This is a genomic window from Daejeonella rubra (genome assembly GCF_900103545.1).
Classification (GTDB): domain Bacteria; phylum Bacteroidota; class Bacteroidia; order Sphingobacteriales; family Sphingobacteriaceae; genus Daejeonella; species Daejeonella rubra.
The window spans coordinates 1-16255 of the sequence record NZ_FNHH01000032.1 but is presented as its reverse complement, the minus strand read 5'-3'; the positions used below and the strand labels follow the sequence as shown (position 1 = coordinate 16255).

Sequence of the window (16255 nt, the reverse complement as noted above, 5' to 3'; positions counted from 1 at the left end):
ACATGGTTCCAGTATTAATTTATCATTTTTACTGTTACATAATCTATACCTAACATTACCAAATGGCATTATTTCAAAAGTCAGTTCTAAAAAAATATCTGAATGAACTTTCAGTTGAAGATATTGAAAAGTCCTATTCCAAGTTTCAGAGTATTTTTAATAATCCTGCTAAGCAACAAAATATAATAAACTCAAAAGAAGAGCAATATCAGGAGGGATTTTTAAGGGAATTATTTGTTCAGATTCTAGGCTATACTTTAAATCCTGATGAAAACTTCAATCTAATTACAGAGCAGAAAAATGAAACGGATAGTAAAAAGGCCGATGGAGCAATCTTAAATGGCCTACAGATATTAAGTGTTATAGAGTTAAAGAGTACAAAAACAATTGATTTAGCCAGTGTAGAAAGTCAAGCCTTTGGGTATAAGAATAATCAACAAGGGTGCAAATATGTAATTACTTCAAATTTCAGAAAGCTTCGCTTTTATATTGAAAATGCGATTGATTTCGAGGAATTTGATTTATTTAACCTCAGTAAAGATCACTTCAAGCTTCTTTGGATTTGTTTAAGCTCAGATTATTTACTAAAAGATATACCGGCTCAAATAAAGTCCATTTCAAACAATGAGGAAGAAAATGTAACCAAAAAGCTTTATGCAGATTATGCAAATTTTAGAAAAGCGTTATTTCAGGATATAAGCATAAAGAACCCTCAAACAGAACGTATTTTAATTTTCAAAAAAACTCAAAAGCTTTTAGATAGGTTTTTGTTCCTGTTCTTTGCAGAGGATAGGGGCTTAGTTTCTCCAAATTGGACGAGAAAAATCTTACAGGACTGGACAGATTTAAAAGATCGTTATGATAATTATTTACCCCTTTATAGTCGATTTAGGAAAAATTTTGAATATCTGAATACTGGATACAGTGGTAAGGATGGCGAAGTATTCGCATATAATGGCGGTTTGTTTGCCCCTGATGAACTTTTAGACAGTCTGTTAATAGATGACGACCTTTTATATAAAGGTTCTTTAAAACTCAGCAATTACGATTTCGAGACAGAAGTAGATGTAAACATATTAGGCCACATATTTGAACATAGCTTAAATGAAATTGATGAGATTGAAGCGAGCCTTATAGTTGATGTAAAATCAGGGATTAATAAAGTAACAAAACGAAAAAAGGATGGAGTTTTTTATACGCCTAAATACATAACCAAATATATCGTTGAGAATACCATTGGAACACTTTGCAAAGAACAAAAAGTAGTTTTAGGGCTTGTTGAAGATGAATTCGAGTATATAGATGCAAAAGCCAAGGGAGCTTTAAAAACAAAAAGAGAAGTCTTAAATCAAAAAATAAACGATTATCGCAAATGGCTCCTAGAATTAAAAATTGTTGATCCTGCTTGTGGTTCAGGAGCATTTTTAAATCAAGCCCTAGAGTTTTTAATAGCAGAGCATAGAAAGATTGATGAATTGAAAGCAGAGCTTTTGGGAGGAAGCTTTGTTTTGTCAGATGTTGAAAACAGCATTTTAGAAAACAATCTTTATGGGGTTGACCTTAATGAGGAAGGTATAGAAATAGCCAAGCTAAGTTTATGGCTTCGTACAGCTCGAAAGGGTAGAAAATTAAGCTCCTTAAACAGAAATATTAAATGTGGGAACTCTTTAATTGAAGATGTGAGCGTTGCGGGTGATAAAGCCTTTAATTGGCAAGCCGAGTTTGCAGATGTATTTAATCAAGGCGGGTTTGATGTTGTAATTGGAAATCCGCCTTATGTTGATATTAAAAATCTTCCTGCAAAAACATCTAAGTACATATTTTCAAAGTATGTAACTTCTGAAAACAGGATTAATTTATACTCAATATTCATTGAAAAAGGGTTTAATATATTAGCTAATAATGGACTGTTATCTTTTATAAATCCAAACTCAATGTTAGTTAATAGTTCATACAGAAAACTTAGAGAGTTATTAATCGATTCATTAATTCAAATTGTAAAGCTTCCAGACGATGTTTTTTTAGATGCTAAGGTTGAAACTATAATTTTTGTCTGCCAAAGAATGAGTAATAAAAATGCAATAAAAATATTGTCATATCCAAAAGATGCTAAAATTAATTCAATTGACTTCGAAGGATTTTCTACAGTAAGAAAAGAGGAATGGTTGAAAGAAGATTCCATAAACTTCAATCTTTACTTATCTGACTCAATTAGTAAGGTGATAAGCCAAATTGAGAAAAATTCCTCGCCACTACAGGGAGATTGTTATTTTTCCTTGGGTATCACACCATACGATAAATATAAAGGACATAGTGAGAGTGACATTAATAATCGAGTATTTCATTCTAGTTCAAAATTAAATGAGTCATATAAACCTTTAATTTCTGGAGAAAATATTATCAGGCACTTCACTTTACCTCATGTTAAGGGCTATATAAAATATGGGGATTGGTTAGGGAGACCTCGAGAGGAGAGGTTTTTTACTGAAGAAAGAATAATTGTCCGTCAAATTATTTCAGGTAATCCACCAAGAATATATGCTTCCTATGCAAATCAGCAATATTTTTTCACACATCATGGTTTCGGACTGATTCCCAAAAGTACCTTAGCAGTAAAATATCTATTAGTGATAATGAATTCAAAACTCATTAATTATTATCACACATATAAATTTTTAGATATCGAAAAAAGACTTTTTCAAAAGTTTTTGATAGAGAGCTGTAAAAAGCTTCCCATTAAAGTGATAAACATGGATTGTCAACAATCATTCATTATAAAAGCTGACAATATACTTAGTTATCACCGTGACCTTAATGTAGTAAAATGGCAATTCCTTCAATTAATTCAGGCTAAAGTAGGTGACCTTAGCATAACTAAAAATTTGAATGATTGGCCAAGTTTATCATCAAAGGAATTTATAAAAGGAATAGAAAAAAACAAAGTAAGGCTGAGCTTATCAGAACAAGCCGAGTGGTTAGAATACTTTGAAGAGCAGAAATACAAAGCATTAAGCATTAAATCTCAAATAGAAAAAACCGATAAAGAAATAGACCACATGGTTTATGATCTTTATGAATTAACTGAAGATGAAATTCAAATTGTAGAAAACTATCATCAGGAATGAAAAAATGTAAAATAGAATGAGCAAGGAAAAAGAAATCAAGTATGTTAAAAGCCTTGCAGAATTTATGGAAGTGCTTTTGTCTGCAATTGAACCTTTTGAAGAAGCCCATAAGATTTGGTACAGAGGACTTGGAAGTGAGGAATTTGATCTAATACCTAATTTATTTAGAGGTAAAACACAACAATATAAGAAGGGAAGTGTTTTAAATGATCCTCAAAAATTTAGCAGAATAGAGGAGAATATTGATTCCAGTTTTTCAAGAAAGACATCTCAGTTTTTCAGAAAAAATGGAATTGAGGATAATCTTTTAAATAAATATTTTTTGAAGCAGCATTACGGTATTAAAACACGTCTATTAGATTGGACAGAAAGTGCATTAATTGCCCTTTATTTTGCTATTAGAGAAGAAAATGGAAAAAATGCAAAGTTTTGCATTTTATATCCATTCATTTTAAATAACTATTCTATAACAAACAATAAAAGTATTCAGGATGTTGAACACCTGAAGAGTAAAAATTTTTATACGATTTTAGGGCCGAATAAAATTGATAAGAAAGGCGAGTTAATTAATGATAGTAATATTATAAAACTTGACGAATTAATGCGTCGATATTATAGATTAGACTGTACAGAAAGTACAAAAATGTATCCGATTGCAATTTATCCACCGTACCTAGATGATCGAATGGCCTCACAGCAAGCTTGTTTTACCTTGTTTGGCAATATTCCTTTAGGGCTCGATAATTTTGAGTCTCAAGAAAAATTTATTGACTTTATCTATATAGATAAGAATAGCAAAAGAAAAATTTTAAGACAGTTGAATTCAATCGGCGTAAATCATTATTCTGCATTTCCAGATTTAGATGGTCTTGGAAAATCTATTAATTATGATTTTTCAGATACAATTAACCAAATTAATAGTGATGAGTATTTTAGAAGTTTAATTAAAAACCAAATTGAAATTACTGACAGTGATACTGATAGTAAAAATAAATCTCCCTTGTAAATATATTTTTCAACTAGTTTTTTAAAATAATATTTTGATCGGTTGAGGTTATCAGCCATTAAATTTTATTATTTTTAACTGTAATAGATCGTTCTTTATTGACACCTATTTTGACACCAAAGCATAAAAAAAGCCCTCCTAAGCTATCAGGAGAGTAATTTCGTGTACCCAGAGGGATTCGAACCCACATCAGCAGAACCGGAATCTGCAATTCTATCCATTGAACTATGGGTACAATCTTTCAGAGAAAAAGATTAAGCTGCAAAGATAGTTATTCCGCTATCAGTGGCAAGGTTTAAACATTAAATCTGAAGTGCATAATGTCTCCATCCTGTACGATATAGGTTTTTCCTTCCACTCCCAGCTTTCCTGCTTCCTTGCAGGCTGCTTCAGAGCCCAGGCTGACAAAATCTTCGTATTTTATAACCTCTGCACGAATAAATCCTTTTTCAAAGTCTGAATGGATCACACCGGCTGCCTGAGGAGCAGTAAATCCTTGTGTAATGGTCCATGCTCTTACTTCCTGAACACCGGCAGTGAAATAGGTGGCTAATTTTAATAGTTTGTAAGCAGCGCGGATCAATTGTGTAACGCCAGACTCAGTAAGTCCCAGGTCTTCAAGAAACATTTGTCTTTCTTCAAAACTCTCCAGAGAAGCGATCTCGGCTTCGATCTGAGCAGAAATGACCAGAACTTCCGCATTTTCCTCTTTCACAGCTTCCCTTACCAGATCTACATATTTATTGCCATTTACAACCGATTTTTCATCCACATTACACACATACATCACTGGTTTTTCGGTAAGTAAAAATAGATCTGCGATAAATTCTTTATCCTCTTCGCTGATCGGTGCGGTTCGTACAGATCTGCCTGTTTCCAGATGAGCTTTTACAATATTACATACCTCATAGGTCTTCTTGGCATCTTTATCGTTTCCGGTCTTTGCCATTTTTTCAACCTTCTGGATCCTTTTTGTGATCGCATCAAGATCCTTTAACTGCAATTCCGTATCAATGATCTCTTTATCGCGGATAGGGTCCACAGAACCATCCACATGGATCACATTGTCATCATCAAAACAACGCAGAACATGAATGATAGCATTTGTCGCCCTGATATTACCCAAAAATTGATTTCCTAATCCTTCACCCTTACTGGCACCTTTAACAAGTCCGGCGATATCAACTATTTCAATAGTATTTGGCTGTATTTTGACCGGCTTTACAAGTTCAGCCAATTTGGTTAAACGTGCATCAGGTACAGTAATGACACCAATATTAGGTTCAATGGTGCAAAAAGGAAAATTCGCAGCCTGTGCTTTCGCATTTGATAAACAATTAAAAAGTGTGGATTTTCCAACATTTGGTAATCCGACTATACCGCATTGTAATGCCATTTGTATTTATTTGTAGGTAATAAGTAATAAGTTGTAGGTAATAAGTAATAAGTTATAGGCTTTCAGCTTTCAGCTTTGAGCTTTCCGCTTTCCGTTTTGAGCTTTCCCCCATTTTGCCGCAAAGATAGAAATTATGTTCTGAGTTTTACTGTGCTATTGAGGACAGAATGAGATATTCCTTTAAAGACAGATTCAATTCATGTGTAAATTCAAAATATACATTTATTGGATTCAAATCCCTTTACTTCCAATTTAATCCAAAAGGTATTTCCGCTTTCCGGATACCGGGCAAGATCTGCTTGATTCAGGTCGCCTTTTGCTGTGGTTATGACCAGGTGGTCCAGGTTTTCGCCGGCAAAAGTACAGGAAGTAACGTAAGGGGCAGGGATTTCAATTTTATCTAAAAGTGAACCATCGTATGGATTCCATCTGTAAATTCCGTATCCACCCCAGTGTGCGATCCATAACATTCCTTCCTGATCGATCGTCATTCCATCCGGGATGCCCAATTCTGAAGGGATTTCGATCACGTTTTTTTCAAATTTAATTTCTCCGGTCTCTTCTCTGAAAAGAAAAGATTGAACCACCCGCGTCGGACTATCAATAAAGTAAAGTCTTGAATTATCCGGCGACCAGGCAAGTCCGTTTGAAATAGTAAGATCATCCAGTACCTTGTTGATTTTCAGATCCTTGTCAATAACATATAAGGATGCAGCATCCTCTTTAAATTCCTTATGCATGGAACCTATCCATAATCTTCCCTTGCTATCACATGCTCCATCGTTACAGCGTATATCCTGGTTTTCTGTTTCAACATTCAGAATATATTCGAGCTTTTCAGATTCCGGATCAAATCGTCCTATACCGCCGTTTAATCCTAAAATAAGTGAATTGTTCTGCCCCGGGCAGACCATCGTGACCTGATAATCAAATGTCCATGTTCTGGTAGATCTGCTGATCCAATTATATTCAAATAAAATGCCACTTTCAATATCAACCCAATAGCAGCATTTTCTTTCAGCATGCCAGATCGGGCCTTCCCCGAGGATACACTGCGATGGATGTAATACGCTTGCTTTCATCTGGTCAGCAAGGAATAATGATCATCTGTTCCGGCATGATCAGTAAGGAGAAGGACTGATACATGACCATCCTCCATCAATTACAAGGCATTGACCGGTAATTTGTTTGGCTTTATCAGACACAAGGAAAAGGGCCGAGTCTGCAATATCCTTTGCTGTGGATGGCCGGCCGGTAGGAGAGAGCCTGGACCAGGTAGCTTCATATTCAGGGTCGCCAAGCGTTCTTTCTGTCATGGTTGCCCCCGGTGCAATCGTATTTATGTTGATCTTATAGGATGAAAGTTCTATTACCAGGTTTCTTGCAAGCATTTCTATTGCCGCTTTGGTCATGGCATAGGCAGCCAGGTTTTTATGGGCCTGATGACCGGTAACTGAGGATGTGAATAAAAGTGAACCTCCTGAACCCTGTTTGATCATTTGCTTAGCTGCCGCTTGCGCCAGAAAGAATGTCCCTGCCAGGTTAACCTGCAGAACAGAGTTGAATGATTCATGGCTATAGGTTAAAAAATCACCGAATAAGGTAATGCCTGCATTGGCGATCACAATATCCAGGTGACCGTATTCTTTTACTGCCAAATCAACCATCTCCTGTATAAATTCCAGGTTACTGGAATCTCCGGAAAGGGCGATGCAATTCCCGTTTTCCTCCCGGATATTTTTTGCGGCATTCTCTGCCAAAGAGGAGTCAAGATCATTTAAAATGACCTTAGCACCTTGAAGCGCCAATTGTCTGCATATCTCATAGCCTATCCCTTGTCCCGCACCAGTAACAATGGCCACTTTATTTTCAAACGGTTTATTCGTCATATTTGATGATTGAATTTAATGAGAATCTCTTGTTACATCGCTGCCTGAACCGCCTTTCAGGAAATTAAAGTCTGCACCCAGATGAGCCTGTTCTACATTATTAATATAAAGTCCGGTATATCCTCTTTCAACAAGATTCTCAGGTTTGATCCATTTTTCTTTTCTTGCATTTAATTCTGCATCGCTGAGATCAACATTAAGGCTTCTTGCTTCCAGATCCAGGGTGATGATATCACCTGTTTCCAGAACACTGAAATTGCCCCCATGAGTTGCTTCAGGCGATACGTGTAGTACCACAGTTCCGAAACCTGTTCCGCTCATCCTGCCATCGGAGATTCTAACCATGTCTTTAACTCCTTTTTCAAGCAATTTCACTGGTAAGCTCATATTTCCAACTTCAGGCATTCCCGGATATCCTTTCGGACCAACATTCTTCAATACCAGGATGCTGGTTTCATCTACCGGCAGATCAGGGTCATCTATCCGGGCTTTAAAGTCCTCAATGTTTTCAAATACTACAGCTTTTCCTGTGTGCTTAAATAAGTGCGGACTTGCAGCAGAAGGTTTTATAACCGCTCCATTCTCGCAAATGTTACCCTGAAGTACTGCCAGAGCTGTTTCAGTGTTAAATGGCTTGTCGAGGCTTGTAATAACATCCTGATTAAAGCAACGGGCATTTTTGTAATTTTCCCGGATCGTTTTGCCATTTACTGTAATACAATCTTTGTTAAGGAAAGTATCCAGTTCCTTCAATAGAGCAGGCAGTCCGCCGGCATAGTACAGATCTTCCATGAAGAACTTTCCTGAAGGCTGCAGATTTGCCAGGAGTGGGATAGGAGCTGATATAGGGTCGAACTCTTTCAGCTCGAGCGGAATTCCGATCCTTCCTGCAATAGCGGTCAGGTGTATCACAAAATTGGTCGATCCTCCTATCGCTGCATTTACTTTGATCGCATTTTCAAATGCTTTTTTGGTCAGTATATCTGATGGCTTAAGGTCTTCTTTCACCATATCTACGATTCTCCGTCCTGATAGTTGTGCCAACACCTTCCGGTTTGAATCTGCGGCAGGAATTGCAGCATTCCCAGGCAGGGTAAGTCCGAGGGATTCAACCATACAAGCCATTGAAGATGCAGTACCCATAACGGCGCAATGTCCGCGGCTTCGGCACAAACCTGCCTCGGCTTCATTCAATTCATCCTGAGACATTAATCCTGCCCTGAGGTCATTTGTAAAGCGCCACACATCGGTTGTACCTATGTCTTTGCCTTGATATTTTCCGGTAAGCATTGGTCCGCCAGATACAACGATAGTAGGAATATCCACGCTGCAGGCCCCCATAACCAGGGCAGGAGTGGTTTTATCACATCCGCAAAGCAGAACAACTCCATCTAAAGGATTCGCTCTTATCGACTCCTCAACGTCCATGCTTACCAGGTTTCTGTAAAGCATGGCAGTAGGTTTGATAAGGGTTTCACCCAAAGACATTACAGGAAATTCAACAGGAAAACCACCGGCTTCCAGGATACCCCTTCTTACAGATTCAGCTAGTTCACGGAAGTGTGCATTGCAGGGTGTCAGTTCTGACCAGGTATTGCAAATACCTATCACCGGCTTGCCTTCAAATTCATCAGCTGGAATGCCCTGATTTTTCATCCAGGCACGGTAAATAAAGCCGTCCTTGCCTTTTTTGCCAAACCATTGTTGGCTTCGTAATTTTTTATCCATTTTATATGATACTATCTGGCTGGAATTCCTGGTAAATAGCCATTATTTTAAAAATCAATTTTTTTATAAAACTGAATACTTTTTTCTAATCCTGTTTAATTTGTTCCTGTATTGGAGAACATAATACTGATTTATTATAAGAAATATAACCCTAAAGCAAGTTATTGACGAAAATTATTTTGATTCATTTTTGCACTATAATTTATTCGTTTTGGCTTTTAATGTATTTGGCAATTGTTCCAACAGGAGCGATCCAAATCCCGTTTTTAGGATCTTGCGAGTATTCAATTAGTTTTTTCAGCATACTCAACCGGGTTGTTTGATTTCCGGATGTTCCCATTTCATGTCCCGCAAGAACCAACCAGGCACCGCTCTTTCTGGCATTTTCAATAAACGGTAGAATTTGATCAAAATCTTTTCCATCCATTTCCATCCCGGTTAGCTGGGCAAGATCACAGAATTGAGGAGCATTTGGTCCTTCATCAAGCCAGCCTCTGCCGCTGAGAAATAATTTTGATACGACGGGGACGTAGCTTTCAGTGTTTTCTCCTCTGCCAATATAGGTTTGTCCGCAAGGATAAGCAAAGACCTCAGCCTCAACTCCAAGTAATTCCTTGATGTCTTTATTGGCCAGAATTAATTCATTCCGCATTTGTTTCAGAGTATAATTCTCTATGGCCTTTTGTCGCGACCATGGAAAATTACCTGTGCAGGGATGGTTGAAAGAATGATTACCAATTTCATGACCACTGGCAACCGCTTTCTTCCAGCCCTCTAGTCTTTGTTTAACTGAATTTGGAACCACATAAAATGTGCCTTTCACTCCATACTGATCAAGCAGTGCGGTTCCGGCATCTACCTGACTTGCACGGGCATCATCGAAACTTAAACTGATAGCAATTTGCTTTCCCTCAGGCCAGGCAAATGTTGATTCGTTTTGTTGCGCCAATAGTATTTCACCAGAAAGAAAAATAGATAATATTATTAGAAATAAATTATTCTTTGAAAAAAATATATTTCTTTTCAAGATTGTCGTAAATAATTTCATATTAGGTTCAGATTGACTTCTTTTAATTGACTTTATTATTTAATCCCTCGAAGTATTTCTTTCCTGCGATCACCTCAGCGAGGTTATTTTCCATTTTATGCTCACATTCAACATGAATCACTCCCTTAAAATGTTGACGTTTTAATTCATCTATTATAGCAGGGAAATTAATGACACCCTTGCCAATAATTACATCATTTGCGTCAGGGTTGTTGGTTTCGTGGATATCTTTTAGATGAACCCCAAGTATATTTCCCTCCAGTTTTTTCAGAGATTCAGCAGGATTTAATCCACTTCTTTCCCAATGTCCTAAGTCGGCACAAACTCCAAAATTTGGATGATCTTTCATAGCGGCGATTACAGAATCAGGATGCCAGTATTGACTTTTTCCCTTTGCGTGCTCATGAATGGCTATTTTGATTTTGTATACTCCTGCCAGACTATCAAGCATGTCCCATGATTCCTTTTCCGGCTCAGCTACCAGGTGCTGCATATTCATTGCCTTAGCCATCTCAAAATAATACTTCCAGTCGGCTTCATTTTTTGCACCACTAACATACATAGATTGCATTTCAATCTTTTTAGCGCTGAGCATTTCCTTCAATTTGCTGATGTCTTCATCAGTCATCGCAGCCATAGTTTTATCATTGAATTCCTTACCCATATTATGGAAAGAAAAGCCTTCCACATAACTCACTCCGGCACTGTCTGCTTTATCAAGGGCGTCAGCAAATGAAAAGCGGTTGAAAGAATACAAGGCTACTCCCATATTCCATTCGGTATTTTGGTCCTGAGCTTTTTTGGAATTTTCGGCACATCCAATGAATGAAACAGCGAATAGGCATAAATACCAGAGACTACTTTTAAATGTTATCATTTTATATTGATTTAGAAGATGAGTATTTATTTGCTTTTTACCAGACTTAGTTTAATTTCCCGCAGGTCCAACATTCCGGCATCTACAGAAGGCTTGTTTGATCTGAAAACAATTTTCTGCCGGCCAGGCTTTAGTTTGATTGTACCGATATTTTTTGATTTAAAGGTTTCCCAGGAACCGCTGCGGTCAATAGTTCCGGTCAGTTTTTGTTTGCCGGCTTCCAGCAGAAACTCATTACCTGCTGTTTCATCCGAAACTGACCAAACCAGCTCGGCATTGTATTCACCTTCAAGATCTACCTCAACATCCCATTCAACCCTGTCTAAGTTCGTAAACCATCCAAAAGCCCACCATTCGGGCATATATTTAATTTTCGGACCAATTCCTTTACCATTACGGGCAGTCAGCCTGAGCATGCCATCAGGTTCTGATTTTACAATTGCTGGTTTATTGAGAGTTTGTGGCTGGGATACTGGTGTACTCTTCATTTCACCCTCCAGATAGCCCAGAACGGCTTCTTTTAAATGTTTCTCTACAACAGGTGTGTAAGGGGAAACGGTTTCGATTTCATACCCTCCATGCTTCCATTCTTTTTCTGTAGGCAGATATCCGAGCCAGCCATTCGCATAGCCAAAGAAAAATGTAAAGGGAAAGGGCGAGCGATCGCGGATCTCGTTCGAGATCTCACAAAACAGTTCAACCGGTAAACTCCATATGGCCACATCTTCATTGATCTTCAGGAACCTTGCCGGCAGCAGCACCATATGGTCTCCATTCGCTGAGGTCTGGGTATATCTCGACAAATCCTTAGGCCAGCTTAAATTGGGCTTTCTTGGGGTTTCAATAATGAGGGATCCGGTAAATAGCTTAATGTCAGAACGGCTGGATACAATTTCTTTATTAGCCGAAAGAATCTTGTCACCTAACAATACCTTGAACTGACTCAAATGCCCTGCTCTGGGATTCGGATAAACACTGTAAATAGGAGCCAGATTACCTGCTGCACCGTTGATGAATAGAAGTGGGACACCTAATTTTTGTTCTACATATTCAGATACGATTCCGGGAGCATCACCACTAACTTCAGTATGAGCAGGTCCAAGCACAGTTCCATGGATTGCATAATTGGCAATCAGCGCAAGCGGACTTCCATCTTCTTTATCGAGGCGGATCAAACCAATTTTGCGGTCAACAGCGCCTTCCGGATTTAATCCTAAAGAAGCTTTACCATTTTCATCAATCGCCCGGCGGTTAATATTTGCCTGAGAAAAACCCCAGCCAACACCCAGTTTGGCTTTAACCAGTTTGCTTCGTGCTTCTGTGATACCTTTTATCAGGGAACGCTCAACCAGGGAGGTATAGGCGGTATCTACATCATGCTTATAACGATCTCCCATAAAAACCTCAGGAAGACCGGGAACTCCAACTTCAGGTGCAGAATGGGTATGGGTTAATGTCCACCAAAAATTCTCGGGATCAATACCCAGATCTTTCTGAAGTATAGCTGCAACATGGTCGTATTCAGAAGGTGACATCACACAGATGTCTGTTGAAACCAAAAAGAATTGCTTCACTCCATCATCCATCGCTACAATCCGATGATAAATGCGGTCATTGATACCGGTTGATTTCCTTGCTGCATAACCCAGCAACATTTTAGGTTCATCAGGAGTTATGTCAACTTTGACCACAGATGCCCTGAAGACTTTATCAGGCACTTGTCCGTAAGCAGTTTGGGTAGCAATTATGACAAGCCCTGAGAGCAGAAATTTTAAACCTTTGAGTGACATGCTTATATGATTTTTATTTTAAGACAATTATTCCTTTAAAATTTGCGTAAAAAAGCGAGAAGATCTGCCATTTCCTGTTTGTTGATTTTTTTCTCCAGTCCGGAAGGCATTGCAGAAATTTCCATGCTTTTTATTTCCTTAATATCCTGACGATTGATCGTTTTTTCAAGTTTTCCATTGTTTTTGATCGTTATAGCGACATCTGTTTCACTTGAAATAATTCCCTGATGTGATTCTCCATTTTTTAATTCCACATTCCAGAGATCATAACCACTGGATATTGAAATATTGGGATCAAGAATATTAGCCATTATAATTTCGGCAGTCCAGTTATGAATGGTACCCAGATCAGGACCCAGTTCAACACCCATTTTTCCTCTCACCTGGTGACAAATAGCACAGTTCTGTACATAAACAGCTTGACCTTTCGTTGCATCTCCCTTAAGCTCAAGAGCTTCCTGGTACGCTTTATTTACCTTTTTGCCTTCTTCTTCATTTTTGGTAAACAGCGTTCTGGCTCTGTTGCGCAAGAGGTCATCTTTATTTTGCATGAGCTGAACACTTCTACCGAAACTAACACTGCTTGCCTGAACCTGATTTTTTTCAATTGCACTTAAAAGTAGATTGATTCTGTCATCATTACCCAGAAATGTTCCGATAGCTGCATCCCTTATTTCAGGAGTAAGAACCGCCCATTTCTGCAAAACATAATCGCTGACCATAGTTCCCGGTATTTTACTCAGGGTTTTTAAAGCAGCCAGCTGAACGATCGGTTGTTCCTGAGGAACGATTAAATTCTTTAACAAAGAACTATATGGGGCAGGGTCAGTCAGTGCAAGGAAATTAATGGCTTCAGTCCTTTTTTTATCTGTGAGGCTGCGGTCTGCCATAATTAGCAAGGACTTGTCTATGGCAGCTTTTGTTTCAGGCCCGGTACTTAATCCGATTACCCTCAACATATCGAGAGATCCTTTTCGTACTTCCTCGGATGGGTGCCCGAAAAATGTACTAATCAATAGGCCCTGATCGTTTTTAAAGGCATTAATGGATTCAGGAGATTTTGATTTCAGGGATTCCATTCCGATGGCAAGCCCTTCAAGCATAGCTCCCTGCCATTGTATTTGCTTTCCGGAACTATTAGTTACAGAATTTTGAAGAAGCTTCTGTATTGCATTTTGATTACCACCATTGGCAGTCATTGTAGCCAGCCTCTGGACTAATAATGAATAGGCAGGTACATCAGACTGGTACCTATTGAGCACTTCCTTTAAAACTGATTCTGTTTGTGAAGAGGATGCAGTTAAAGCGGCAATCTGAACCCATTTATCACTGATGTCCCGGAATAGTAGTTTGTTTCTGACAGCCGCTGATTCCTTTGAATTATCATATCCCAGGGTTAATAATAATTGCAGCCTGACTTTGGGGTCATTGTCATTTTGCATGGACAGGAGTGCTCTAAGCAGTTGAGGGGACTCCTGCAAATGAAGTTCGGCAAGTTTGATTGTATTGCTGCGGATGCCTGCTTCATTATCTTTTAAAGCCTGTTCAATCAAGGCAGGGCTTAATTCAGCCAGACCTTCAAGTGTCCAGAGTGCATGTAACCTGCCCATGGGGGATTCCTTATTGCCGGCCATTTTAAGAAGTGCTGGTAAAGCTTTTTTGTCATTTCGGTCGACCAAAAGTCGCTGAGAGGTAGTCCTCCACCAACGGTTATTATTTGCAAGGTGCTCCACTAGTTTTTCGCTGCTTTCATCACCCAGTTTAAGACCTTTTGTCCATTCTGCAGCTTTCTGGCCTGTTGCAGTAATTCTGTAAATACGACCCTTGTCAGAGCCATCATATAGTCCGCCGGCTTTTACCGCTTGTTCCGACATCCATTCTGGCGACTCGATCACTCTGCGGTAATAATCCAGCATGTAGAGTGCACCATCCGGACCAACATAGAAATTGACCGGTCGTGACCATGCATCCGTTGAAGTCAGAAACTCCTTATTCTTTAACAGAGCACTTGCCTCAAAGCTTGTTCCCTTATCTTTAAGGACGTCCGCATGGACAAGATTGCTAACAGGTTCGGCCACAAAACTTATATTCTTATCGAAAGGAGCAGGGAAGGCACCTCCATCGTATACAGTAATACCGCATCCTGAAGTCATTACTCCCACGTCGGTGAGTAATTGCCTGTCGGGATGAGTGGTAGTAGGGAAGACCTCGGGAGCATTCAGATGGTCTGACATCGACTGGATTGAACTGGAAATAACCAGGTCTTTATTCCGCTGGAAATAACGGTTAGCTATTACCTCATGATAACCCTGGTTAGAATTATTACATCCAAACCAATGTCCCCATTGATCAAAAGCATGTCCGAACTGGGTTTGGGTGGATAGGCTCTCTATTTGTTTTTGATCAGGCAGAAATCTGATGGATCGTCCATTTGCATTCTTTGGTAGTTTCGCTGCATTCACAGAACCAGGAAAAATAATTTCCGATCCTTCATCCCCAAACTCTTCCTTGTATTCACGTGTGGAGGTGGCTCCCTGATGTGCAATATATATCCAGTTATCCAGGCCGTACATTGGATTATTGGTGTTGTGCTGGGGATTTGACAGGGCAAAACCGCTCAGGACAGTATCCCGGATATCCGCTTTCCCGTCATTGTTGGAATCTTCGAGATAAAGCAAATTAGGGGCATCAGTAACCATAATGCCCTTTTTCCATCGCATGACTCCTGCTGGCAGGGTTAAATGGTCAGCGAAGACAATTCTCTTATCCATTATTCCGTCCCCATTAGTATCCTTCAGCAGAATTACATTGCCAGTCCCGCTTTTATCCAGTGGATAACCATGCATTTCAATAACATACATATTGCCGTACTCGTCAATTTCCATATCCACCGGATCTGAGATCAGGGGTTCTGCTGCAAGCAGTTCAATTTTAAATCCTTTCGGTAATTCAAAGGTTGATAAGGCTAGTTCTGCATTTACGGCGGTTGTGCCTGATTCTGATATATCGATACAGCTTATTATGAATATGGCTAAGAATACGAAAGAAAAAGGCATTCGACAGAAGCCGTTATTATGTTTGCTCATTGAAACTTTCTAATTTTTAAATCTGCTGCCCGCTTTTATTGTTGATTTAAATCTAAATATTCTTTCCCTTGTTTTTACTCTTAATTTTTCAATAAGACTATATTTAAAATGTCCTGGCTTTGCGGTTTTTCCAGGGATCTGCAATTGAATAAGCAGCAATAGGGGCATTATTTAACAAGTTTTTCATTGAGAGATCAATACCGATTTCCTATATTAATTCATTAGTGTCCATTAAAAAATAAAAATTGTTCTTTGAAATCATTGATAGTCTATTAGTTACGGAGTGATTAAGTGCGTGACGATTTGAATT

10 protein-coding genes and 1 tRNA gene are annotated in these 16255 nt (G+C 38.7%); 2 read left to right on the top strand and 9 right to left on the bottom strand.

The features are described 5' to 3' along the window. Positions 1-62: 62 nt before the first annotated feature. Positions 63-3125, top strand: coding sequence for an Eco57I restriction-modification methylase domain-containing protein (locus BLR27_RS16275; protein ID WP_090706654.1), 3063 nt, complete (start codon positions 63-65; stop codon positions 3123-3125). Positions 3126-3141: 16 nt separating this feature from the next. Then, a complete protein-coding gene (locus BLR27_RS16270) occupies positions 3142-4131 on the top strand; it encodes an FRG domain-containing protein (RefSeq protein WP_090706653.1) in 990 nt (329 codons plus the stop codon). Positions 4132-4294: 163 nt separating this feature from the next. On the opposite strand, the gene BLR27_RS16265 is transcribed toward BLR27_RS16270, so the two are convergent. From BLR27_RS16265 to BLR27_RS16225, 9 genes are all read right to left on the bottom strand, one after another. Then, positions 4295-4366, bottom strand: a tRNA-Arg gene (locus BLR27_RS16265). Between the two features lie 60 nt (positions 4367-4426). Then, positions 4427-5527, bottom strand: coding sequence for a redox-regulated ATPase YchF (gene ychF / locus BLR27_RS16260; RefSeq protein ID WP_090706651.1), 1101 nt, complete (start codon positions 5525-5527; stop codon positions 4427-4429). A gap of 209 nt (positions 5528-5736) precedes the next feature. Further along, positions 5737-6609 carry an SMP-30/gluconolactonase/LRE family protein gene (locus tag BLR27_RS16255; protein WP_090706649.1) on the bottom strand — a complete coding sequence of 291 codons (873 nt, stop codon included), beginning with the start codon at positions 6607-6609 and terminating at the stop codon, positions 5737-5739. A 39-nt stretch (positions 6610-6648) separates the two neighbouring features. Then, the gene (locus BLR27_RS16250) at positions 6649-7416 is read right to left on the bottom strand and encodes an SDR family NAD(P)-dependent oxidoreductase (RefSeq protein WP_090706648.1); all 768 of its coding nucleotides are present in this window, start codon (positions 7414-7416) and stop codon (positions 6649-6651) included. Positions 7417-7431: 15 nt separating this feature from the next. Continuing rightward, positions 7432-9144 (bottom strand): IlvD/Edd family dehydratase, encoded by a 1713-nt coding sequence (locus BLR27_RS16245; RefSeq protein ID WP_090706646.1) that lies wholly within the window; start codon positions 9142-9144, stop codon positions 7432-7434. A gap of 202 nt (positions 9145-9346) precedes the next feature. Beyond that, positions 9347-10171, bottom strand: coding sequence for a polysaccharide deacetylase family protein (locus tag BLR27_RS16240; protein ID WP_221406366.1), 825 nt, complete (start codon positions 10169-10171; stop codon positions 9347-9349). Between the two features lie 43 nt (positions 10172-10214). Then, positions 10215-11069 carry a sugar phosphate isomerase/epimerase family protein gene (locus tag BLR27_RS16235; RefSeq protein ID WP_090706642.1) on the bottom strand — a complete coding sequence of 285 codons (855 nt, stop codon included), beginning with the start codon at positions 11067-11069 and terminating at the stop codon, positions 10215-10217. 26 nt (positions 11070-11095) lie between these two features. Further along, positions 11096-12859 (bottom strand): neutral/alkaline non-lysosomal ceramidase N-terminal domain-containing protein, encoded by a 1764-nt coding sequence (locus BLR27_RS16230; protein WP_090706641.1) that lies wholly within the window; start codon positions 12857-12859, stop codon positions 11096-11098. A gap of 35 nt (positions 12860-12894) precedes the next feature. Further along, positions 12895-15945, bottom strand: a complete 3051-nt coding sequence (locus tag BLR27_RS16225; protein WP_221406365.1) for a PVC-type heme-binding CxxCH protein — start codon at positions 15943-15945, stop codon at positions 12895-12897. Positions 15946-16255 lie beyond the last annotated feature (310 nt).

What these genes read in the sequence shown, in the direction of transcription:
- ychF (WP_090706651.1), bottom strand. Translation starts at nt 5,527, where the DNA reads ATGGCATTACAATGCGGTATAGTCGGATTACCAAATGTTGGAAAATCC.
- BLR27_RS16235 (WP_090706642.1), bottom strand. Translation starts at nt 11,069, where the DNA reads ATGATAACATTTAAAAGTAGTCTCTGGTATTTATGCCTATTCGCTGTT.
- BLR27_RS16245 (WP_090706646.1), bottom strand. Translation starts at nt 9,144, where the DNA reads ATGGATAAAAAATTACGAAGCCAACAATGGTTTGGCAAAAAAGGCAAG.
- BLR27_RS16275 (WP_090706654.1), top strand. Translation starts at nt 63, where the DNA reads ATGGCATTATTTCAAAAGTCAGTTCTAAAAAAATATCTGAATGAACTT.
- BLR27_RS16230 (WP_090706641.1), bottom strand. Translation starts at nt 12,859, where the DNA reads ATGTCACTCAAAGGTTTAAAATTTCTGCTCTCAGGGCTTGTCATAATT.
- BLR27_RS16250 (WP_090706648.1), bottom strand. Translation starts at nt 7,416, where the DNA reads ATGACGAATAAACCGTTTGAAAATAAAGTGGCCATTGTTACTGGTGCG.
- BLR27_RS16255 (WP_090706649.1), bottom strand. Translation starts at nt 6,609, where the DNA reads ATGAAAGCAAGCGTATTACATCCATCGCAGTGTATCCTCGGGGAAGGC.
- BLR27_RS16225 (WP_221406365.1), bottom strand. Translation starts at nt 15,945, where the DNA reads ATGAGCAAACATAATAACGGCTTCTGTCGAATGCCTTTTTCTTTCGTA.
- BLR27_RS16270 (WP_090706653.1), top strand. Translation starts at nt 3,142, where the DNA reads ATGAGCAAGGAAAAAGAAATCAAGTATGTTAAAAGCCTTGCAGAATTT.